This window comes from Pantoea sp. X-Soil-TKNS-1207 (assembly GCF_059730485.1).
Genome location: NZ_AP035958.1, coordinates 1933903 through 1954523, shown reverse-complemented (window position 1 = coordinate 1954523; position 20621 = coordinate 1933903). Strand labels below are relative to the sequence as shown.

Genomic DNA, 20621 nt, shown 5'->3' with positions numbered 1-20621 from the left:
AAAAGGGCCGGAGACCGGCCCTGAATCGCTTACTGCCAGTTAATCAGGCAGTAATGTTTTTTGCCGCGACGCAACAGCGTGAAGCGACCAAACAGTTTGTCGCTGTCGCTGAAACGGTACTCGGCGTCAGACTGTTTTTCACCGTTCAGTGAGACGGCGTTGGAACCGATCATGGTGCGTGCCTGGCCGCGTGACGGCACCAGCTCGGCGGCGACCAGCGCCTGTTGCAGATCGTCTTCGGCATTCAGGCTGATGGTCGGCATACCGTCCTGCGCCAGCTGTTCGAAGTCTGCTTCGGTCATGTCGCTCAGGCTGCCAGAGAACAGGCTCTGCGTAATGCGTTTCGCCGCTGCCAGACCGGTTTCGCCATGCACCAGACGTGTGACCTGCTCCGCCAGCACATACTGAGCGCGCGGTGCGGTGCCGCTGTTTTTGTCTTCTTCTTCCAGCGCATTGATCTCTTCAATGCTCATAAAGGTGAAGAACTTCAGGAAGCGATACACATCCGCATCCGCGGTGTTGATCCAGAACTGGTAGAACTTATAAGGGCTGGTTTTCTTCGCGTCGAGCCAAACCGCGCCACCTTCGGTTTTACCGAATTTGGTGCCGTCCGATTTGGTGATCAACGGCACGGTCAGACCCCAGGTTTGCTGCTGATGCAGACGACGGGTCAAATCGATACCGGAGGTGATGTTGCCCCACTGATCGGAACCGCCAATTTGCAGCACCACGTCATAACGCTTGTTCAGCTCGGCGAAGTCATAGCCCTGCAACAGGTTATAGGAGAACTCGGTGTAGGAGATGCCCTGATCTTCACGGTTAAGACGCTGTTTGACCGCTTCTTTGTTGATCATCTGATTCACGGAGAAGTGTTTACCGATGTCACGCAGGAAGGTCAGCACGTTCATGCCGCCGAACCAGTCGTAGTTGTTCGCCGCGATAGCGCTGTTGTCGCCGCAATCGAAGCTGAGGAACGGGGCAACCTGCTTACGGATTTTCTCAACCCACTCACCCACGGTTTCGCTGGTGTTGAGTTTACGTTCTGCTGCTTTAAAGCTGGGATCGCCAATCAGACCGGTGGCACCACCCACCAGCGCGACCGGCTTGTGTCCGGCGTCCTGAAAACGTTTCAGGCAGAGCAGCGGCACCAGATGGCCCAAATGCAAGCTGTCAGCGGTTGGGTCAAAGCCGCAATAGAGTGCAATTGGCCCTTGCGCCAGTCGCTCTGCTAACGCTTCCTCGTCCGTTACCTGGGCGATCAAGCCCCTCTCTTGCAATTGTTGTATCAGGTTACTGCTGGTCATCACTGACTCCAAATTGATCAGACTGCACCTATGCTGGTACACAGCTTTCCGCTGATTTGCGGAAGGGAAAAAAATGAGGGCTATAGCATAAAGCGCTGACGCCAACTGCGCCAGCGCTGAAAGGGGATAAAACGCAGTTTTACGGGGCCAGACGGTCGATTGACCAGCCATTGTCCTGACGCTGATAAAGGAAGCGATCGTGCAGACGATGTTCACCGCCCTGCCAGAACTCCATGGTGTGGAATTTCACGCGAAATCCGCCCCAGAAACTCGGCAGCGGCACTTCGCCCTGCTGAAACTTCTGCTTCAGCTCAAGGAACTTGCCTTCGAGGATGCCGCGCGCGGAAATCCGGCTCGACTGTTTGGATACCCAGGCGCCAATCTGGCTGTCACGCGGGCGGCTGTGGAAATACTTCAGCACCTCCAGCGGGGAGAGCTTTTCCACTTCGCCCAACACCATCACCTGACGTTCGAGGAAATGCCACGGGAAGTGCAGCGAAATACGCGGGTTATCCGCCAGCTGCAACGCTTTACGGCTGCCAAGGTTGGTGTAAAACACCATGCCCTGCGCATCGTAGTGCTTCAGCAGCACAATGCGCTGGTAAGGCTGGCCGCTGCTGTCGACCGTCGCCACCGTCATGGCCGTCGGATCGGGCAACTGCGCGGTACAGGCCTGTTGCAGCCAATGTTCAAACAATGCCAGAGGGTCTTCTGGCAGATCTTTGCGCCGCAGGCCGCCGCGGGTGTATTCACGACGCAGGTGGGCAATATTTTGCAAGCTGTCACTGTCGCTCATGCTGATCACTCTTTCTCAATCAATTACCGGCATTCTGCAATTCGCAGTCATTAATCACAATCTTATCGTTGCGCTCAACAAAAGCACCGTTGCCTTTCGACCAGAACACATAGGTGCCGTCGCTGTAGCGGGCGCCCGAGGCGGAGACCGTCTGCGTCAATGTTAAGGGTTTACCATCCAGAATAAAGCTGACCTGCTGCCGCGCATTGTCCTGCGTGACGGTCAGCGGCAGCGTGCCGCAACGGTAGTGCAGCGTTTGCGGTTCGCTGGCGGGTTTATGCATTAAACCACAGCCGCTGAGCAGCAGGATGCCTGCCGCCAAAAACGCACTCTTTTTCATCATCGCTCCTTAGCGTAGCGGCCGCGCATTGGCCGGATAGATAGCACCCAGCACGCTCATTTCCCGCGCGCCGGTTACTGCGGGCAAATTGCCCGGCAAGCCTGACAGGGTGCGGAAGGCCAGCCAGGCAAACGCCAGCGCCTCCATATCGTCGCCGCTGATGCCAGCCTGATCGGTGGTGTTCACTTCTGTCCCCGGCAGCAGCGCCGCCAGGCGCGCCATCAGCTGCGGGTTACGGCTGCCCCCGCCGCACACCAGCAGGCGATCGCAGCCATCATTAAGCTGTACCTGCTGAGCAATGGTCAGCGCGGTGAGTTCGGTAAGGGTCGCCTGCACATCCTGCGGCGCCAGCGCCGGGAAGCGTTGCAGCTGCTGCTCAATCCAGCCGAGGTTGAAATATTCGCGCCCGGTGCTTTTCGGCGGCGGCAGCGCAAACCAGGGATCGGCCAGCATCTGGTCCAGCAGCGCAGGCACCAGCTGACCGCTGCGCGCCCAGACCGCGTCTTTATCGTACGCTTTGCCCTGATTACGCCAGATCCACGCATCAATCAGCATATTGCCTGGGCCGGTGTCGAAACCGCGCACCGGCTTCGCCGGGATCAGCAGCGAGAGATTGGCGATGCCGCCGATATTCAGCACCATGCGCCGTTCAACGCTGTCCATTAATAACGCCTGATGGAAGGCGGGCACCAGCGGCGCGCCCTGGCCGCCCAGCGCCATATCCCGGCGGCGAAAATCACCGACCACCGTCACGCCGGTTGCGGCCGCAATCTGGTTATTATCACCGATTTGCAGGGTGTTGGGCGCATCGCTTAGCGGCTCGTGCCACACCGTTTGCCCGTGGCAACCAATCGCCATAACATCACTGGCTTCCAGCGACTGCTGGCGCATCAGGGTCAGCACCGCTTCGGCGAATAGCCTGCCGAGCCGGGTATCGAGCTGCCCCAGCTGCGACAGCGTAAGGGATTGCCCCTGACAGATTGCCAGCACCTGTTGCCGCAGATCCTGGGGGATCGGATGACAGTAACTCGCCTGCTGCGCCACCATCTGGTCATCAATGGCAGCCAGTACGACATCAACGCCGTCAAGACTGGTACCGGACATCACACCGATATAGCGTCCTGATTTCATAAACTTTCCTTACTCGCCCGCGAGCAAATGATTCATCTCTTTGTAGCCTGGCAAATTACGGCGGCTAATTCTATGATTAAATTCCGCTTTTTAAGCACCTTATCCACCCGCTTTGCGGTGTAAAATATTTTCATTGTCCAATTGAATTATTGTTGAGATGCAATGGTCTATGCTTCGCCCCCAGCCGCGGATTATTCGGACTAAAGTCAATTGACTGGTTTGTGTCTTATACTTTGAGCAGGACGGGATAAGAACATGGCGCACATTTGCATTAAGGAGCTTTCTGATGATTAAGCGTTTACTGGTCGTCTCTCTGACCGGCTTAACTCTGGCAGGTTGTGTCAGCAACGACACGCTTTCCGGTGATGTTTACAGTGCCAGCGAAGCAAAACAGGTACAAAACGTTTCTTACGGAACGTTGGTCTCTGTCCGCCCGGTGAAGATTCAGGGTGGCGATGAGAACAACGTGATTGGCGCCATTGGTGGTGCGGTACTGGGTGGCTTCCTCGGTAATACCGTTGGCGGTGGTACTGGTCGTTCCCTCGCAACAGCCGGTGGCGCTGTGCTGGGTGGCGTCGCAGGCCAGGGTGTTCAGAGCAGCCTCAATAAGAGCGACGGTGTAGAACTGGAAATTCGTAAGGATGACGGTAATACCATCATGGTGGTGCAGAAGCAGGCAGCAACCCGCTTCTCTGTCGGCCAGCGTGTGGTGATGGCGTCGAACGGCAGCCAGGTTACGGTGTCGCCGCGCTAAGTGAACAGATAAAAAAAACCGACGCCCTGGCGTCGGTTTTTTTATTTCTCGCGGTTTTGCAACTCGAGAATGTTTTTCTCCAGTCGGGCAATCAGCGTCACCATCTGATTGACCTCTTCCCGGTTGATACCGTTCAGGATGTCATCCCGCGTGGCATCAATCACATTTTCGACCTGTTCAATGATCGGCTCCGCCTGTCGGGTCAGCTTGATGCGCTTCGCACGACGGTCGTTGGCGCAGGTTGAACGGGTGATTAATCCCTTCTCTTCCAGTTGGTCGAGCGTACGAACCAGCGAGGGTTGCTCAATACCAATGGCCTTCGCCAGCTGAATCTGCGACTGCTCTGGCGGTAGTTGATGAATATTGTGTAATGTCACCCAATGTGTCTGCGTCAACTCAAGCGGCTTCAGACGCTGGTCGATCAAGGCACGCCAGATGCGCACCAGGCGGGATAGATCCGTTCCGAGTGTCGTATCCATTTCATCTCCTTATAATTAGCTTGCTAGCTATCAAGCCAGATTTTACACTATTCTGCGAGTTTACAGGACAAAATACAAATCCCAGGCCAGCTGACACACGCGTTCATCTACGCTTCATTGAGAGATAACCTGGGTTAACTAAGGATGATGACACGTGTCTTTTTCCCCGTTTACCGCTAGTGCGCCACTCACCGACCTGGTTTTTGGTGCCTCGCTATTTTTCCCCCCGCTGTTCAAAGCGGTGCTGTTGGGTTTCTTCTTCTGGCTGCTGATTCATCCGTTGCTGCGCGGCTGGATGTACTCCGGTGATATCTGGCATCCCACATTAATGGACCTTTCACTGTTTGTTCTGTGCGTCACCGCTGCACTTTGGTTACTGAGCCTCGGATAAATCACCATGAAATTCAATCCCTTTAAGTATTTTTCTACCCTGGTGGTATTTGCGCTGGCGCTGCTGGCGGGCTGGTGGATGTGGAATTACTACATGCAATCGCCCTGGACTCGTGACGGCAAAGTACGCGCTGAACTGGTCGACATTACGCCAGAAGTCTCCGGGCGCATAGTCGCATTATCGGTGCGCGATAATCAGTTTGTGCATAAAGGACAAACGTTGCTGACCCTCGATCCGGTGCCGTGGCAAATCGCGCTGGATAATGCCGAAGCGCAGCTGGCGAAAGCCCAGTCTGACGAGGAGAAGGCTCAGCATGAGTTAACGCGACGCAGCAATCTGCCGCGCAACGTGATTTCCGCCGAAGATCTTGATGCGGCGCGACTGACGGCGAACGCCGCCACGGCAACCAGCAAAGCTGCTCAGGCCACGCTGGATCAGGCGCGCTGGAATCTGCAACAAACCGTCGTCAGCGCCCCTACGGATGGCTGGATCAGCAACCTCACGCTGCGTCCGGGCAACTACGCGACCGCCGGCACGCCGCTGTTTGCGCTGGTCGACAGCCACTCTTATTACGTGATGGGCTACTTCGAAGAGACCAAACTGCGCCATATCCAGCCGGGGGCCATCGCTAACATCGTGTTGTACAGCAACGGGCAGCGTTTGCAGGGCAGAGTTGAGAGCATCGGGCGCGCCATTTACGATCAGAGCGTCGACAGCGATAGCGGGCTGGTGCCGGATATCAAACCCAATGTGCCCTGGGTGCGGCTGGCGCAACGCGTTCCGGTGCGTATCCATCTGGATGCGATCCCGGATGACGTCCCGCTGGTGGCGGGCACCACCTGCACCATCTCAATTGTGCGCTGAGGCTCCGCATGAATTTGCAGTGGCTGGCGTGGCAAAACCTGCCGTGGATGAAAGCCTCCTCCGGCGAATGGCGTTATGCGTTGCGTAACGGCATCGCCATGTGCCTGGCGCTGACGGTCGCCTATGTGCTGCAACTGGATCAGCCCTATTGGGCGATGACCTCGGCGGCCGTGGTGAGCTTCCCTACCGTTGGCGGCGCGATCAGCAAAAGTCTCGGCCGTATTGTCGGCAGTCTGCTCGGAGCCACGGCCGCGCTGCTGATTGCCGGGCATACGCTGAATGAACCCTGGCTCTTTGCCTTCTTTATGGCCGGCTGGCTGGCGCTCTGCACCTGGATCGCCAACCATTATCAGAACAATGTCGCCTACGCCTTCTCACTGGCGGGCTATACCGCCGCCATCATCGCCTTCAGCAGCGTCAATATCACCGATATCACCGATTTATGGACCATCACCCAGGCACGAGTCTGCGAGGTTATTTCCGGCATTCTCTGTGCCGGGCTGATGATGATGGTGCTGCCCAGCACCTCGGATGGTCACGCATTAATGGGTTCTTTGCGACAGATGCATGCCAGGCTGCTGGACCATGCGGTGCTGCTGTTGCAGCAGGGCAGCACCGACAATGTGCGCACCGCGCATGAGAATGTGATCAGCCAGATTCTGACCATGAACCTGCTGCGCATCCAGGCATTCTGGAGCCACTACCGTTTTCGGCGGCAAAATAACGTGCTCAATTACGTGCTGCATCAGCAACTGCGCTTAACCAGCGTGCTCTCCAGCCTGCGTCGCATGTTGCTGAACTGGCCGGATGCGCCTGCCGCCTTGTTTGAGGCGATGCAAAAATTACTGCATGAACTGGCACAGCCGGATTGCGATAAATACCGGCTGGCGCTGATCCTGCGCAGCATCACCCCCGCCGCCGCAGGGGATTATCGCCAGCGCGCCTTTGTGCAGCGCCTGCGTTATTTTTGCTGGGTTTACCTGAATGTAAGCCGCTGGATCCGCCTGATCGAACGGGCCGACGCCGATACGCGTTTTCAGCCACCGCGCGTGCCGTCGCTGGCGCGGGAGAGCGACAATGCCGAAGCGGGCTGGAGTGCCCTGCGCACCTTTAGCGTGATCATGCTGGGCTGCGCTTACTGGATTACCACCCAATGGGATTCCGGCGCGGCGGCGCTGACGCTGACGGCCATCGCCTGCGTGCTGTACTCCTCTGCCCCCTCGCCGACCGGCAGCATTTCGCTGCTGCTGAAAACCCTGCTGTGGCTGTCCGTGTTCAGCTTTGTGTTGCAGTTTGGCCTGATGGTGCAGATTAGCGCGTTGTGGCAATTTTTGCTGGTGCTGTTCCCGCTGCTGATCACGCTTCAGCTGTTCAAGTTACAGCAGAAAAAGCGTGCCGCGATGTGGGGGCAATTCATTGTATTTATGGGGTCGTTTATTGCCGTCAGCAATCCGCCGGACTGGGACTACCAAAGTTTTCTCAACGACAATCTGGCCAAGGTTTGCGGCGTGATGCTGGCGTGGCTGGCATTTCAGATATTGCGTCCCAGCTCCGATGCGCGCCGCAGCCGTCGTCATATCCGCGCGCTGCGCCACGCCTTTCTCGATCAGTTGCGCCGTCATCCACAGCTGAGCGAAAGCCGCTTTGAATCGCAGATTTATCATCATATCAGCCAGTTAAGTAACAGCCGCGACGAACAGGCGCGGATCTGGCTGCTGCGCTGGGGCGTGGTTTTGCTTAACTGTTCGCATATTGTGTGGCAACTGCGCGACTGGCAACCCGCCTCGCCGACGCTGGCGCATATGCGCGACAGCAGCTTACAGGATTTACAGCGCATCATGAGCCTGCGCGGGGTGCGTCACGCCTCGTTACAGGCCACGCTGGATGAACTGGAGGGAATGATTGCGCAACTGCCGGTTGAGCAGGATAGCGAAGCCAACACCCTGGCTGGCATCCTCTGGCGGTTGCGTTGTTCACTGGCGCAGCTGAAGCAGGCGGTGCCGGACTGATTACTGACAATATTGCTGCTGCTGGCGATTAAAATCGTCCTGCAACTGTTGCAGGGTTTTCCGTCCTTCAAACCGGGTCTTATCCTGATCGGTCATCGGTTCAATGACCAGCGCCTTCTCTTCCGGCGAGTAGATAAAACGCCGCGTCAACAGCGTGCCGGTGAAACTTTTGCCAGCGATACCGCCGCACACCATGATCATAGTGTGATGAAAAATTTCGGTATGGGTGAAATCCGTCTCGGTGGCGCTGCGCAATACGTTCTGACACCCCTGCGCTTCCAGCTGTTGCAGCGTGCGCTGCGTCAGCCATTCGCGGCCACGGGCAATGTTTTCGCAACTGGCGCGGAGCGGGTTGATGTCGATAGTTCTTTGCAGCAACCGACTGGCGTCGAGCCGTAACTGCGTATCATTAGGTTGATCACATCCTGCCAGCAACGCACATAACAGCATGATCCCGCACGTTTTCATTCCTGCCCCTGAGCTGTTTAGTCCCTGTCACGTATCATAGGCGGGAACCGCGGCAAAAACATCTGCAGAAATGTCTCGTTACGCAAATCAGGGCGGCAAACCGGTTGCCGCCGCCGATTTAAATCACGCCACAGGCAAAACGGGCGCCGCCGCCGCCCAGTGGTTGCGGGTGGTCGGAATGATTATCGCCGCCCATATGCACCATCAGAGCTTTGCCCTTGATTTGACTCAGCGATTTGATGCGCGGCGCCAGTACCGGGTAATTCGCTTTGCCATCATCGGTGACAAACAACGCAGGCAGATCGCCGAGATGCCCGCTGGCATACGGACCGAGGTGCTTGCCGGTATTTTCAGGATCGAGATGGCCGCCCGCCGCCCCGGCGGCAACCATTTTCCCGTCCGACTCCGCGGGCGCACAGCTGCCTTTAGCATGGACATGGAAGCCATGAATGCCGGGCGGCAGACCACTCAGGGCGGGGATAAATTGCAGGCCGTAGGGGGTTTCGCTGATGACCACTTTACCGATAGAGGCACCGATGCCCTGCGCGGTCACCTTATGCAGCTCAACCTCTTCCGTGGCTGCCTGCGCTGCGCTGACACAAAAGAGCGCCAGTGCAGCAATCACAGTTTTGTTCATATCGTCTCCTTGCGGTTCACAGTCCCTGTAAGCCTGGACGGCTTTTGTCCAGGCTGCCGCAGTTTTACGCTTTAGGGCACATCATAACCGAGGGCCGCTTTACGAATGCGGAACCACTGCTGGCGATCGAGGCTCAGCTCGCTGCCGGCCACCGCGTCACTGATGCGCGCAATTTTGCCCGACCCAATAATCGGCAGCGGGCGGCTGGGCAGTTTCATCACCCACGCATACACCACCTGTTCGATATTGCTGGCGCCGATCTCCTGCTGTACCTGATGCAGTTCATCACGCAGCGGCTGATAATGTGGATCGTTAAACAGGCGGCCGCCGCCGAGGCATGACCAGGCCATCGGCCGGATGCGTTGCTGCTGACATTGATCCAGCGTGCCATCCAGCAGCGTCGATTGTTCCAGCGGCGAAATTTCCAGCTGATTGGTGACCAGGCTGAACGGCAGACGTGACTGCAACAGGGTAAATTGCGATGCGGTGAAGTTGGAGACGCCGAAATGACGCACCTTGCCGCTTTGATGCAGCGACAGGAAGGCTTCCGCCACTTCATCCGCATCCATCAGCGGATCGGGGCGATGAATCAGCAGCAGATCGAGATAATCGGTGCCGAAGTGGCGTAGCGAGTTTTCCGCGCTGTGCAGAATATGCCGGGCTTCCGTGATGTAGTGACCAATCTGGTGTTCCGCTTTCGCCCGGGTGGCAATGCCGCACTTGGTGACGATTTGCAGTTTTTCGCGCAGGCCCGGCGCCAGTTTGAGCGCGGCGCCAAACGCCGCTTCGCAGCGGTAGTCGCCATAAATATCGGCGTGATCGACGGTGGTGATGCCCAGCGAGAGATGATGCTCAATAAACTGCACGCACTGCTGCGGCGTCATGCCCCACTCCATCAGGCGCCAGTAACCCATGATCAGCGGCGAAAACGCCGGTCCCTGCGGAGCAATTTGTTGCGGTTGTAACATCGTGACTCTCCATCCGAATGACGAATCGCGAGTATAACGGAAAGTCACTGGCCGGGCGGTCAGAACAGCGTGGGTTGTTGCGGTTCGTCAGGTTCTTCGTTCTTTTGCTGTCTTTGCAGGCGTTGCCAGCGCAGGCGACACAGACGCAATACGTCGCGCTTTTGTGCATCGCTGTAGGACATCCAGTTAAAACGCTCTTCGCGGCTGCGCAGGCAGCCACGGCAATAGCCGCGCGCATCGCTCTGGCAAATGCCGCGACAGGGACTGGGAACAGGAAAAAACTCAAGTTGCTCGGCCACATCAACCTCAATGTGTTTTAGTTGCAGCATATTGATAACAGCTTAGTGACATTGTGCAAGGAGTAAACGCTGATCGCACGCATTCTGTGCATTCAATCAAACAGAGCGCCGGACCGTAACTGCTGCTTACCAAACAGGAGCGTCTGACCCCCTCTGACCTGCGCTACGTTGATGCTTCGTTAAGGTTTTCCTCATATTTTGTCCTTACTCTGGCGCCATTTCGATCCATTGATGAGTTTTCATGAAATTCCCGAATAAGTTACACTGTCACTCCGGCTGGTTTAATTTCAGTGCCGCGTTGTTCTTTGGTGTTGTGTTAAATGGCCTGTTTCTGCTGCGCGCATGGCAAATCATTCCTTATTATCACCTGCACGATTATCTGTTTGCCGCCAGTATTCCCGTGGTTCTGATCGCGGCGTTCTACTTTATTTTCTCTCTGCTCGCCTGGCCCTTTATTCGTAAACCCTTGCTGGTGATGCTGGTGCTGGCCAGCGCCGCGGCAAACTATTTTATGCACAGCTTTGGCACGGTGATCGATACCAACATGATCGAGAACGTGTTCGAGTCCAATGCGCAGGAAGCCGGGGCGTTGATTAGTCGCACCTGGGTCATCTGGATGTTGCTGATGGGCATTCTGCCGGTGGCGGTAATCAGCCGCGTGCGGATTCAGTCCGGGCAACGCTGGTGGTGGAGCCTGCTGCAACGTCTGGCGGGCGCACTCGGCGCGTTACTGATTATCTTGCTGATGGCGGTGCTGTTTTATAAAGATTACGCCTCGCTGATCCGCAACAATAAAGGGCTGGTCAAAATGATCACCCCGGCGAATATCGTCAGCGGCACCGGCCACTATGTCGATCAACGCTGGTTGCAGGGCAGCCAGCAGCTGGTGAAAATCGGCCAGGATGCGCACAAAGGCCCGCTGATCGCTGCCGAACAGAAGAAAACGCTGGTGGTGCTGGTGGTGGGTGAGACCGGACGTGCCGAGGACTTTTCCCTTGGCGGCTACACGCGCGATACCAACCCTCAGCTGGCAAAACAGCAGGTGATTTACTATCCGCAAACCAGCTCCTGCGGCACCGAAACCGCAGTCTCCGTGCCCTGCATGTTCTCCAATATGCCGCGAGAACATTACGATGCCAATCTGGCGCACCATCAGGAAGGTTTGCTGGATGTGCTGGCCCATGCCGGGGTCAGCGTGCTGTGGCGTGAAAACGACGGTGGCTGCAAAGGGGCCTGCGATCGTGTGCCGCATACCGATATGACGATGTGGAACCTGACGCAATATTGCCACGATGGCTTTTGCCTCGACGACGTGCTGCTGCACAAGCTGGACAACTACATCGGCAGCCTGCATAACGACGGCATTATCGTGCTTCACCAGATGGGCAGCCACGGGCCGGCCTATTATCAGCGCTATCCGGCTGAGTTCCGCCGCTTTACCCCGACCTGTGACAGCAATCAGATTCAGGATTGCGATCACCAGGCGCTGGTGAACACCTATGACAACTCGCTGCTGTATACCGACGATATGCTGAGCCGGACCATTGATAAGCTGAAGGCACTGAGCGATCGCTACAATGTGGCGCTGGTGTATCTCTCCGATCACGGCGAATCGCTGGGCGAGCACGGTATGTATCTGCACGGCGCGCCCTATCTGTTTGCACCCTCACAGCAGACCCATATTCCGCTGCTGATGTGGATGTCGCCGGGCTATGCCGCAACCTATCACATCAACGAGGATTGCTTACGCCAGCAGGCCACGGCCACGCCGGTGTCGCAGGACAACCTGTTCCACACCCTGCTGGGCATGTTTAATATCCAGACTAGCGAGTATCAGCCGCAGCTGGATATGATCAGATCGTGCCAGGCCGGGCGTTAAGGGTTGCATTAGACTGACTGGTCTACTACTCTGCTGCCCATGAACAAGACTCTGCAACGCAACGATACCCGTGAACATCTGCTCGCTACCGGCGAGCAGTTGTGTCTGCAACGGGGATTTACCGGGATGGGCCTCAGTGAAATGCTGACGCTGGCGGAAGTGCCGAAAGGTTCGTTTTATCACTACTTCCGTTCAAAAGAAGCCTTTGGCGTCGCCCTGCTGGAGCGTTACTTTGTGCAGCATTTGCAGCTGGTTGAGCGTCAGCTTAATCAACCCGACACCCCGGCGCGAGAGCGTTTTCTGCAACATTTCCGCGCGGCAGAGACGCTGTTTATCGAACGCGGCCATATCATGGGTTGCCTCGGCGTAAAGCTGTCCGCAGAGGTGTGCGATCTGTCGGAGCCGATGCGTGATGCGCTGCAATATGGCGCAAATGCGGTGATCGGCGCCTACGCGCGTTGTCTGGCTGAGGTGGCGACAGAACAAACGCTGCCCTACGGGCAAAGCCCGCAACAGCTGGCTGAGCGCTGCTATTTGCTGTGGCTCGGCGCCAGTTTGCAGAGCAAAATTTCACGGGAATCAGGCCCGATAAGCCTGGCGCTCGATACTATCGAACAGTGGCTCAGTCGCCACTGATTTTAAAAACCGCAGTCTCTAGTCGACCGGTCTAATACAGGAGTCATTATGGCGAGCAAACAGCTGTTCTCCCCACTTAAAGTTGGTGCGATTACCGTACCTAACCGCGTTTTTATGGCCCCTCTGACGCGTTTGCGCAGCATTGAGCCGGGCGATATCCCTACTCCGTTGATGGCCGAGTATTACCAGCAGCGTGCCAGCGCCGGGCTGATTATCACTGAGGCAACGCAGATTTCTTTCCAGGCGAAAGGTTATGCAGGTGCACCCGGTCTGCACACGCAGCAGCAAATCGCCGCGTGGAAAGTGATTAACGAAGCTATCCACGGCGCGGGCGGTCATAGCTCGGTTCAGCTGTGGCATACCGGTCGTATCTCTCATCATAGCGTGCAGCCGCAGGGTCTGCCGCCGGTCGCGCCTTCCGCACTGGCTGCGGGTACGCGCACCTCGCTGCGTCAGGCTGACGGCACAGTGTATCGTGAAGATACTTCGCTGCCGCGTGAGCTGAGCGTGGCGGAAATCCAGCAGATTGTGGCGGATTTCGGTCAGGCCGCGGCCAACGCGCGTGAAGCTGATTTCGATCTGCTGGAGCTGCACTCGGCGCACGGTTATCTGATGCACCAGTTCCTGGCACCGGATTCCAACCAGCGCACCGACGAATACGGCGGTTCGATTGAGAAACGCGGCCGTTTCGCGCTGGAAGTGGTTGATGCTGCGATTAAAAACTGGTCTGCCGACCGTATCGGCATCCGTATTTCTCCGATTGGTTCTTTCCAGAATCTGTCGAACGGCCCGGATGAAGAGGCCGCGGCGCTGTGGTACATCTCCGAGCTGGGCAAACGTAAACTGGCTTACCTGCACCTCTCCGAGCCGGACTGGGCGGGTGGTCAGCCTTATAGCGATGCTTTCCGTGAGAAAGTGCGCGCGCTGTTCCCTGGGGTGATCATCGGTGCCGGTGCCTACAGCGTGGAAAAAGCGGATGACCTGATTCAGCGCGGCCTGATTGATGCGGTCGCCTTTGGCCGCGACTTCATCGCCAACCCGGACCTGGTCGAGCGCCTGCAACAGGACGCGCCACTGAACCCGCAGCGCCCGGAGAGTTTCTACGGCGGCGGTGCCGAGGGTTATACCGACTACCCCAGCCTGTAATAAAAACCCGACTGCCGCACCGGATGTGCGGCAGTGCTGTTTCTTCAGGGCGTTAACTCGCTATACTTAGCGTTTGTGTCATTCCCTGATGACTTTTAAAAAGAGGATGTTATGCGTTTACTTCACACCATGTTACGCGTTGGCGATCTGCAACGTTCTATCGATTTCTACACCCGTGTGCTGGGTATGCGCCTGCTGCGTCAGAGCGAAAATACCGAATACAAATACACCCTGGCTTTTGTTGGTTACACCGAAGAGAGCGAAGGCGCGGTGATTGAACTGACCTATAACTGGGGTGTTGACAGCTATGACCTCGGCAACGCCTACGGCCACATCGCGCTGGGCGTGGATGATGTTGCCGCGACCTGCGATCGTATCCGCAACGCCGGTGGCAAAGTGACCCGTGAAGCTGGCCCGGTTAAAGGCGGCACCACGGTGATTGCTTTTGTTGAAGATCCGGACGGCTACAAGATCGAGCTGATCGAAAACAAACATGCCGGACACGGCATCGGCAACTAAGCCAGCCTGCCAGCCTGCGCTTTTGCCGGCTGGCACTCCTCATCTGCTGCACCCTCTCGCGATTTTTGCCATAATGCGCGCTGCCCCATTTATTGCTATGAGATCCTGATGTCTGAATCGAACGCCTTAAACGCTCTCCATCAACGCTTTCGCGGCTTTTATCCCGTGGTCATCGACGTCGAAACCGCCGGTTTTAATGCGAAGACCGATGCCCTGCTTGAAATTGCTGCGACCACACTCAGGATGGACGAGGACGGCTGGCTGCACCGCGACGAAACGCTGCATTTCCATGTCGAACCTTTTGAAGGCGCGATTCTGAATCCTGACGCGCTGGCGTTTACCGGGATTGATCCCAGCAACCCACTGCGTGGCGCGGTGAGTGAATACGACGCCCTGCATGCAATTTTTAAGATGGTGCGCAAAGGCACCAAAGACAGCGGCTGTAATCGCGCGATTATCGTGGCGCACAATGCCACCTTTGATCACAACTTTCTGATGGCAGCCGCAGAGCGCGTCGGCCTGAAACGTAACCCGTTCCATCCGTTCGCCACGTTTGATACCGCCGCATTAAGCGGGCTGGTGCTGGGTCAGACGGTGCTGGCAAAAGCCTGTAAAGCGGCGGGCATGAATTTCGACAGCACTCAGGCGCATTCCGCTCTGTATGACACCGAGCAAACGGCCATTCTGTTTTGCGAGCTGGTGAACCGCTGGAAACGGCTGGGCGGCTGGCCGCTGCCGTACAGTGACGATGAGTCGGCAGACGACGCCGAAGAGTGACAAAAAAAAGGCCGACGATTGTCGGCCTTTCTCATTATTCTGCTTCTTTATACTTCTCAGCAGTTTCTTTGATCAGCGGCAGGAGTTCACCACGCTGGAACATCTCAACGATGATGTCGCAACCACCAACCAGCTCGCCATCAACCCACAGCTGCGGGAAGGTTGGCCAGTTGGCGTATTTCGGCAATTCAGCACGGATATCCGGGTTCTGCAGGATATCAACATACGCGAAGCGCTCACCGCAGGCAGACAAAGCCTGTACCGCCTGGGCAGAGAAACCGCAGCTTGGCAGTTTCGGCGAACCTTTCATGTACAGCAGGATCGGGTTTTCTGCGATCTGGCGCTGAATTTTTTCAACAGTACTCATTTTTGCCTTCCTTAATCCGTCACTTCGTGTTTGTTTATTGTAGCGACTTCACCCCCGCACTGAAAACGGGATTTTGCATCGCGATGCTGATAATCGCCATGTTTGTTAAGTTCCGGCATGACAAATAACATTTTCATATCATTAATAAGCATTAACCGATTAATAATTAGCAATAATTGTGCTGTGTTAACCGGCTGAAATCGCTCATTTTTGCCCCATATCGAGTCTCGTAACAGATTAATGGAAAAATGCCTTACCTTTTGGAAAAAAAGTGGATTAGAATCATCACGGCACTGATCATTGATCAGATTATTCTAACTTAGCCGCAGGCTGTTTCTTATCAGACTGCTTAACCTGTAACCGGACTATGCGTTTACTTATTACGCTTTTGATACTGGCTTTCGCCCAACTGTTTTTTAATGTGGCTTCTGCTTCCCCGCAGGCGCCCGTCAATGTCAGTTTGCATAAAGCAGATAAAAAGAGTGCGCGCGAAGATGAACGTCGCAAACGACGTCCGGTGAAAACCAGCACGAAAAAATCCCGTCTGGCCAGCGTTCAAAAGTTAAGACTGAAAAAACAGCCGAAAACCGAAACCGCACTACACAAAACCACCAGCAAAAAATCCCTGCTGAAACAATCGTCGAAGAAAAAATATGGTCATCAGCGTCTGGCGAAAAGAACGTCCGAGCTGGATGAGGATACTGGCGATCTCACCACCATCAAAATGAGCAAGTCACACCGTCAGCGCTACCAGAAAGCGCGTGAAACGGCGATGAATAAGCTGATGGGACAGATTGGCAAACCCTACCAATGGGGCGGCACGTCACCGCATACCGGCTTCGATTGCAGCGGCCTGGTGTGGTATGCCTACAAAGATCTGGTGAAATACAAATTCCCGCGCACCGCGAACGAGATGTACCACCTGCGCGATGCGGCACCGATTAAGCGCGATATGCTGGAGAAAGGGGATTTGGTGTTCTTCCGCATTAACCATCGCGGCACCGCCGATCACGTTGGGGTTTACCTCGGCAACGGCAAATTCATTCAGTCACCGCGTACCGGTAAAGATATTCAGATCAGCGCGTTAGGCGAGGATTACTGGCAGAAGCATTATGTCGGCGCGCGGCGGATGATGACGCCAAAAACCATTCGCTAAACATGAGATCGAAAAAAAGCCGGACACTGATTTTCAGGTCCGGCTTTTTTTATTAATGAAGGATCGCGGTGAAGCTGAACACGATGATCATTAGCAATGCGCCAACCGTAGTACCCAGCGCCAGTTTCAGGTCTGTACTCATCACAACTCCTTAGTCACATTAATTGAAGGGTTAATGCGATTTTCGCACAGCGCCCGGTAAAAATCTCGTCTTATCCGCGCCAGCTTGCTAGAATCGCCGCCTTTCGTTGCGCAACAGATTTTGCGCACGCTGTGTTTGCGGCAAGATGAAGCGATATTGACTGATAGTTAACGCCTTTTTCAGTCCTTAATGCCCCCAAAATCGGGGCGCAAAACCATTAGCAGACGCAAACGTTTAACAATATACTTATCAGTAAGTTGCGATAAGCCCGGGAGTACCATTTTCATGGCAACAATTAAAGATGTGGCGAAACGCGCCGGTGTCTCCACCACCACCGTTTCGCATGTCATCAACAAAACGCGTTTTGTCGCGGAAGAGACGCGTAACGCCGTATGGGAAGCGATTAAAGAGCTGCATTATTCGCCGAGTGCCGTGGCGCGCAGCCTGAAAGTCAACCACACCAAAACGCTGGGGCTGCTGGCAACCTCCAGCGAAGCGCCCTATTTTGCTGAAATTATTGAAGCGGTGGAAAACCACTGTTTCGATCGCGGCTATACGCTGATTCTCGGCAATGCGCATAACGATCTGCAAAAGCAGCGGGCCTATCTGTCGATGATGGCGCAGAAACGTGTCGATGGCCTGCTGGTGATGTGTTCTGAATATCCCGACGACCTGCTGACCATGCTGGAAGAGAACCGCAATATCCCGATGGTGGTGATGGACTGGGGTGAGTCGCGCGGTGATTTTACCGATACCGTACAGGACAACGCTTTCCAGGGGGGCTATCTCGCCGGTCGTTATCTGATTGAGCGCGGCCACCGCGACATTGGCGCGATCCCCGGTCAGATGGAACGCAACACCGGTGGCGGCCGCCATGCCGGTTTTCTTCAGGCACTGAATGAAGCAGGCATCACCGTGCGCCCTGAGTGGATTGTGCAGGGCGATTTTGAGCCGGAATCCGGCTACCAGGCGATGCAGCAGATCCTTAACCAGAAGCAGCGCCCGACCGCAATCTTCTGCGGTGGCGACATCATGGCAATGGGCGCCATTTGCGCCGCCGACGAGATGGGTTTGCGCGTGCCGCAGGATATTTCCGTGATTGGCTATGACAACGTGCGCAACGCCCGCTACTTTACCCCAGCGCTGACCACGGTCCACCAGCCCAAAGCGCAGCTGGGCGAGAAAGCGCTGGAGATGCTGCTCGATCGCATTACCAGCAAGCGTGAAGATCCGCAAACCATCGAAGTTCAGCCGACATTGATTGAGCGTCGCTCAGTGGCTGACGGCCCGTTCCGCGACTATCGCCGTTAAGCAACGGTTTCGCTCAGCCATTCGTGGTTGAGCGTCTCTGCATCGCCAAGATAGGCCAGCAACCAGCCCAACGCCGGAGAGGCGCGCTGTTCTGACCAGCTGACGCAGCAAGGGCTGTCCGGAAACGGCGTTGGCAGCAGCAATTCGGTTAAGCCGCCGCTGTCCAGCAGCGGCCGGGCTAAATGACCTGGCACCATCCCCACGCACAGCCCGGCCAGCAAGCAATCCAGCCCGGTCTCCCATTCCGGCACCACCAGGCGACGCTGATTATCCAGCGTCCAGGTCATGCGGCGCGGCAGCGCCCGCGAGGTATCCTCCAGCACCAGCGACGGCCAGGCGCGCAGTGTCTCCTCATCCAGCAACGCGCTATTCGCTAACGGATGATCGGGGCTGACAACGCAGCGCCAGTTAAGCGCCCCCATATCCTGAAAGGCAAAACGTCCCCCCACCGGAATCGCCTGGGTGGCACCAATCGCCACATCAACCCTGCCGTCCGCCAGCGCATCCCAGACGCCATTAAACACTTCGTAGCTGATAATCAGCTCCATATCGGGAAAGTGGCGATAAAAATCTTTCACCAGCTGCCGGGTACGTTGCGGTTTAACGATACAGTCAACCGCAATGCTGAGCTGACCACGCCAGCCATTGGCCAGCTGCTGACACTGACGCCGGGTGGCCAGCATTTTTTTGATAACACCGCGACCTTCGCGCACAAAATGCTCGCCCGCAGCGGTCAGCACCACTTCCCGATGCTGACGTTCAAACAGCGGCACCGCCAGCCAGGTTTCCAGCTGACGGACCGTATAGCTGATGGCAGAAGGTACGCGGTGCAGCTCCTGCGCGGCTGCGCTGAAACTGCCGGTACGCGCCACGGCATCCACCACCTCAAGGGCATATTCTGACCACATTTTTTTGCCTGCAAATTTTTTGATAGCACTTTGCAAATATTAGCGTTTCACAAAGGCCGCCGCACCCTTTTACACTCCCCCGCGTTCAACCTGCCAAAAGAGAATTACCATGTTGTCATCAAAAGGATTTCTACCCTGGCTTGCGTTACTCAGCATGCTGGGCTTTCTTGCTACGGATATGTATCTGCCTGCATTTGGTGCTATGCAGCAGGATTTTGCCACCGCACCCGGCACCATCAGTGCCAGCCTGAGCCTGTTCCTGGGCGGATTTGCCTGTGCGCAGGTGTTCTGGGGACCCCTTTCCGATCGTTTCGGCCGTAAGCCTGTTCTGCTGGCGGGATTAGTGATTTTTGCCCTTGGCTGCCTTGGCATGTTGTGGGTCACGGATGTACGTCTGATGCTGGCCCTGCGTTTCGTGCAGGCCGTAGGCGTGTGCGCTGCCGCAGTGAGCTGGCAGGCGCTGGTGGTGGATCGTTATCCGCGCGCGCAGGCGAATAAGGTGTTCGCCACCATTATGCCGCTGGTAGCGCTCTCTCCCGCGCTGGCTCCGCTGTTAGGTGCCTGGCTGATGGGCCATTTTCACTGGCGCAGTATCTTTGTGCTGCTGACGCTGATCACTGTCGTGCTGTTGATAGGTACCCTGAAACTGAGCAGCCCTGCCCGTTCCAGCGCGGCGCGCGTTGCGCAACCCGGCTGGCTGAGTTTACTGGCTTCGCGGATTTATAGCGGCAACGTGCTGATCTACTCCGCCTGTTCCGCCAGCTTTTTTGCCTGGCTGACAGGCTCGCCGTTTATCCTCGCCGATGCGGGCCTCTCCCCCGCGGATATCGGCCTGAGTTATATACCGCAAACCATCGCGTTTCTGATTGGCGGCTTTGGCTGCCGCGCGTTGCTGAATCGTTTTCAGGGCAAACAGCTGCTGCCGTGGTTGCTGGTGATTTATAGCCTGAGCATTATCAGCCTGTTTGCCGTCGCCCAGCTGCCAGCCCCTGCCCTGTGGGCGTTATTGCTGCCGTTTTGCGGTATGGCGCTGGCTAACGGCGCGATCTATCCGATTGTGGTGGCCAGCGCTCTGCTGCCATTCCCTCACGCCACCGGTAAAGCCGCTTCGCTACAAAACCTGCTGCAACTGGGGCTATGCTTTGTGGCCAGCCTGCTGGTCTCTGCCGGTCTGCATCAGGCGCTGCACAGCACCAGCCTGGTCATGCTCGCCACCGTCGCCCTCGCCTGGGCCGGTTACGGCTGGCAACGTGTTGCAACAAACGCACAAAGTGATGTTGCTCACAACTCTCGTCCCTGCGAAGATAATCACTAAGGCAACGATTTTAGTTAGCATACTA

The 20621-nt window shown here is 56.3% G+C and carries 24 protein-coding genes; 12 read left to right on the top strand and 12 right to left on the bottom strand.

The features are described 5' to 3' along the window. Positions 1 to 29: 29 nt before the first annotated feature. The 4 genes from tyrS to anmK all read right to left on the bottom strand — a co-directional run bounded on the left by tyrS (position 30) and on the right by anmK (position 3571). Positions 30 to 1304: a tyrosine--tRNA ligase gene (tyrS, locus tag AC6I8V_RS09220; RefSeq protein WP_497845560.1), complete on the bottom strand. Its 1275-nt coding sequence runs from the start codon at positions 1302 to 1304 to the stop codon at positions 30 to 32. A 139-nt stretch (positions 1305 to 1443) separates the two neighbouring features. Next, complete coding sequence (gene pdxH / locus AC6I8V_RS09215) at positions 1444 to 2100, bottom strand: pyridoxamine 5'-phosphate oxidase (protein WP_497845559.1); 657 nt, start codon at positions 2098 to 2100, stop codon at positions 1444 to 1446. 19 nt (positions 2101 to 2119) lie between these two features. Then, positions 2120 to 2440 (bottom strand): MliC family protein, encoded by a 321-nt coding sequence (locus AC6I8V_RS09210; protein ID WP_497845802.1) that lies wholly within the window; start codon positions 2438 to 2440, stop codon positions 2120 to 2122. 9 nt (positions 2441 to 2449) lie between these two features. Further along, positions 2450 to 3571 (bottom strand): anhydro-N-acetylmuramic acid kinase, encoded by a 1122-nt coding sequence (gene anmK, locus AC6I8V_RS09205; protein ID WP_497845558.1) that lies wholly within the window; start codon positions 3569 to 3571, stop codon positions 2450 to 2452. A gap of 286 nt (positions 3572 to 3857) precedes the next feature. On the opposite strand from anmK, the gene slyB reads away from it, so the two are divergent. Next, positions 3858 to 4325: an outer membrane lipoprotein SlyB gene (gene slyB, locus AC6I8V_RS09200; RefSeq protein ID WP_497845557.1), complete on the top strand. Its 468-nt coding sequence runs from the start codon at positions 3858 to 3860 to the stop codon at positions 4323 to 4325. Positions 4326 to 4366: 41 nt separating this feature from the next. Here slyB and slyA read toward each other — a convergent pair whose 3' ends face one another. After that, positions 4367 to 4804, bottom strand: a complete 438-nt coding sequence (gene slyA, locus AC6I8V_RS09195) for a transcriptional regulator SlyA (protein ID WP_497845556.1) — start codon at positions 4802 to 4804, stop codon at positions 4367 to 4369. Positions 4805 to 4958: 154 nt separating this feature from the next. On the opposite strand from slyA, the gene AC6I8V_RS09190 reads away from it, so the two are divergent. Genes AC6I8V_RS09190 through AC6I8V_RS09180 form a run of 3 tightly spaced genes read left to right on the top strand, consistent with a single transcriptional unit; the run spans position 4959 to position 8068 of the window. Next, complete coding sequence (locus AC6I8V_RS09190) at positions 4959 to 5195, top strand: DUF1656 domain-containing protein (RefSeq protein WP_497845555.1); 237 nt, start codon at positions 4959 to 4961, stop codon at positions 5193 to 5195. A 6-nt stretch (positions 5196 to 5201) separates the two neighbouring features. Then, positions 5202 to 6059: an efflux RND transporter periplasmic adaptor subunit gene (locus AC6I8V_RS09185; protein ID WP_497845554.1), complete on the top strand. Its 858-nt coding sequence runs from the start codon at positions 5202 to 5204 to the stop codon at positions 6057 to 6059. A gap of 8 nt (positions 6060 to 6067) precedes the next feature. Then, complete coding sequence (locus AC6I8V_RS09180) at positions 6068 to 8068, top strand: FUSC family protein (RefSeq protein ID WP_497845553.1); 2001 nt, start codon at positions 6068 to 6070, stop codon at positions 8066 to 8068. On the opposite strand, the gene AC6I8V_RS09175 is transcribed toward AC6I8V_RS09180, so the two are convergent. The 4 genes from AC6I8V_RS09175 to AC6I8V_RS09160 form a co-directional block, all read right to left on the bottom strand. Further along, a complete protein-coding gene (locus AC6I8V_RS09175) occupies positions 8069 to 8536 on the bottom strand; it encodes a hypothetical protein (RefSeq protein ID WP_497845552.1) in 468 nt (155 codons plus the stop codon). It lies immediately after the preceding gene. A 118-nt stretch (positions 8537 to 8654) separates the two neighbouring features. Next, entirely contained in the window at positions 8655 to 9173 is a 519-nt protein-coding gene (gene sodC / locus AC6I8V_RS09170; protein ID WP_497845551.1) for a superoxide dismutase [Cu-Zn] SodC, read from the bottom strand. 71 nt (positions 9174 to 9244) lie between these two features. Continuing rightward, entirely contained in the window at positions 9245 to 10141 is an 897-nt protein-coding gene (locus tag AC6I8V_RS09165) for an aldo/keto reductase (RefSeq protein ID WP_497845550.1), read from the bottom strand. 59 nt (positions 10142 to 10200) lie between these two features. Further along, positions 10201 to 10440, bottom strand: a complete 240-nt coding sequence (locus AC6I8V_RS09160; protein WP_497845801.1) for a DUF1289 domain-containing protein — start codon at positions 10438 to 10440, stop codon at positions 10201 to 10203. A 241-nt stretch (positions 10441 to 10681) separates the two neighbouring features. On the opposite strand from AC6I8V_RS09160, the gene eptA reads away from it, so the two are divergent. The 5 genes from eptA to rnt all read left to right on the top strand — a co-directional run bounded on the left by eptA (position 10682) and on the right by rnt (position 15397). Continuing rightward, positions 10682 to 12319 carry a phosphoethanolamine transferase EptA gene (gene eptA / locus AC6I8V_RS09155; RefSeq protein ID WP_497845549.1) on the top strand — a complete coding sequence of 546 codons (1638 nt, stop codon included), beginning with the start codon at positions 10682 to 10684 and terminating at the stop codon, positions 12317 to 12319. A gap of 39 nt (positions 12320 to 12358) precedes the next feature. Next, positions 12359 to 12955, top strand: coding sequence for a TetR/AcrR family transcriptional regulator (locus tag AC6I8V_RS09150; protein ID WP_497845548.1), 597 nt, complete (start codon positions 12359 to 12361; stop codon positions 12953 to 12955). Positions 12956 to 13003: 48 nt separating this feature from the next. Next, the gene (locus AC6I8V_RS09145; RefSeq protein ID WP_497845547.1) at positions 13004 to 14101 is read left to right on the top strand and encodes an alkene reductase; all 1098 of its coding nucleotides are present in this window, start codon (positions 13004 to 13006) and stop codon (positions 14099 to 14101) included. 111 nt (positions 14102 to 14212) lie between these two features. Then, positions 14213 to 14620, top strand: a complete 408-nt coding sequence (gloA, locus tag AC6I8V_RS09140; protein WP_497845546.1) for a lactoylglutathione lyase — start codon at positions 14213 to 14215, stop codon at positions 14618 to 14620. Positions 14621 to 14728: 108 nt separating this feature from the next. Further along, the gene (rnt, locus tag AC6I8V_RS09135; protein WP_497845545.1) at positions 14729 to 15397 is read left to right on the top strand and encodes a ribonuclease T; all 669 of its coding nucleotides are present in this window, start codon (positions 14729 to 14731) and stop codon (positions 15395 to 15397) included. A gap of 34 nt (positions 15398 to 15431) precedes the next feature. Here rnt and AC6I8V_RS09130 read toward each other — a convergent pair whose 3' ends face one another. Beyond that, positions 15432 to 15764, bottom strand: coding sequence for a Grx4 family monothiol glutaredoxin (locus AC6I8V_RS09130; RefSeq protein WP_497845544.1), 333 nt, complete (start codon positions 15762 to 15764; stop codon positions 15432 to 15434). 367 nt (positions 15765 to 16131) lie between these two features. Between AC6I8V_RS09130 and AC6I8V_RS09125 the strand changes: the two genes are divergently transcribed. Further along, positions 16132 to 16920: a C40 family peptidase gene (locus AC6I8V_RS09125; protein WP_497845543.1), complete on the top strand. Its 789-nt coding sequence runs from the start codon at positions 16132 to 16134 to the stop codon at positions 16918 to 16920. A gap of 52 nt (positions 16921 to 16972) precedes the next feature. Here the strand turns inward: AC6I8V_RS09125 and cydH are convergent, their stop codons facing one another. Further along, positions 16973 to 17062: a cytochrome bd-I oxidase subunit CydH gene (gene cydH / locus AC6I8V_RS09120; RefSeq protein WP_139810913.1), complete on the bottom strand. Its 90-nt coding sequence runs from the start codon at positions 17060 to 17062 to the stop codon at positions 16973 to 16975. 285 nt (positions 17063 to 17347) lie between these two features. Here cydH and purR point away from each other — a divergent pair, with 285 nt between their 5' ends. After that, a complete protein-coding gene (purR, locus tag AC6I8V_RS09115) occupies positions 17348 to 18373 on the top strand; it encodes an HTH-type transcriptional repressor PurR (protein WP_497845542.1) in 1026 nt (341 codons plus the stop codon). Here the strand turns inward: purR and punR are convergent. Beyond that, positions 18370 to 19281, bottom strand: a complete 912-nt coding sequence (gene punR / locus AC6I8V_RS09110; RefSeq protein ID WP_497845541.1) for a DNA-binding transcriptional activator PunR — start codon at positions 19279 to 19281, stop codon at positions 18370 to 18372. The genes purR and punR overlap by 4 nt on opposite strands. A gap of 109 nt (positions 19282 to 19390) precedes the next feature. On the opposite strand from punR, the gene punC reads away from it, so the two are divergent. Beyond that, positions 19391 to 20596, top strand: a complete 1206-nt coding sequence (gene punC, locus AC6I8V_RS09105; RefSeq protein WP_497845540.1) for a purine nucleoside transporter PunC — start codon at positions 19391 to 19393, stop codon at positions 20594 to 20596. Positions 20597 to 20621 lie beyond the last annotated feature (25 nt).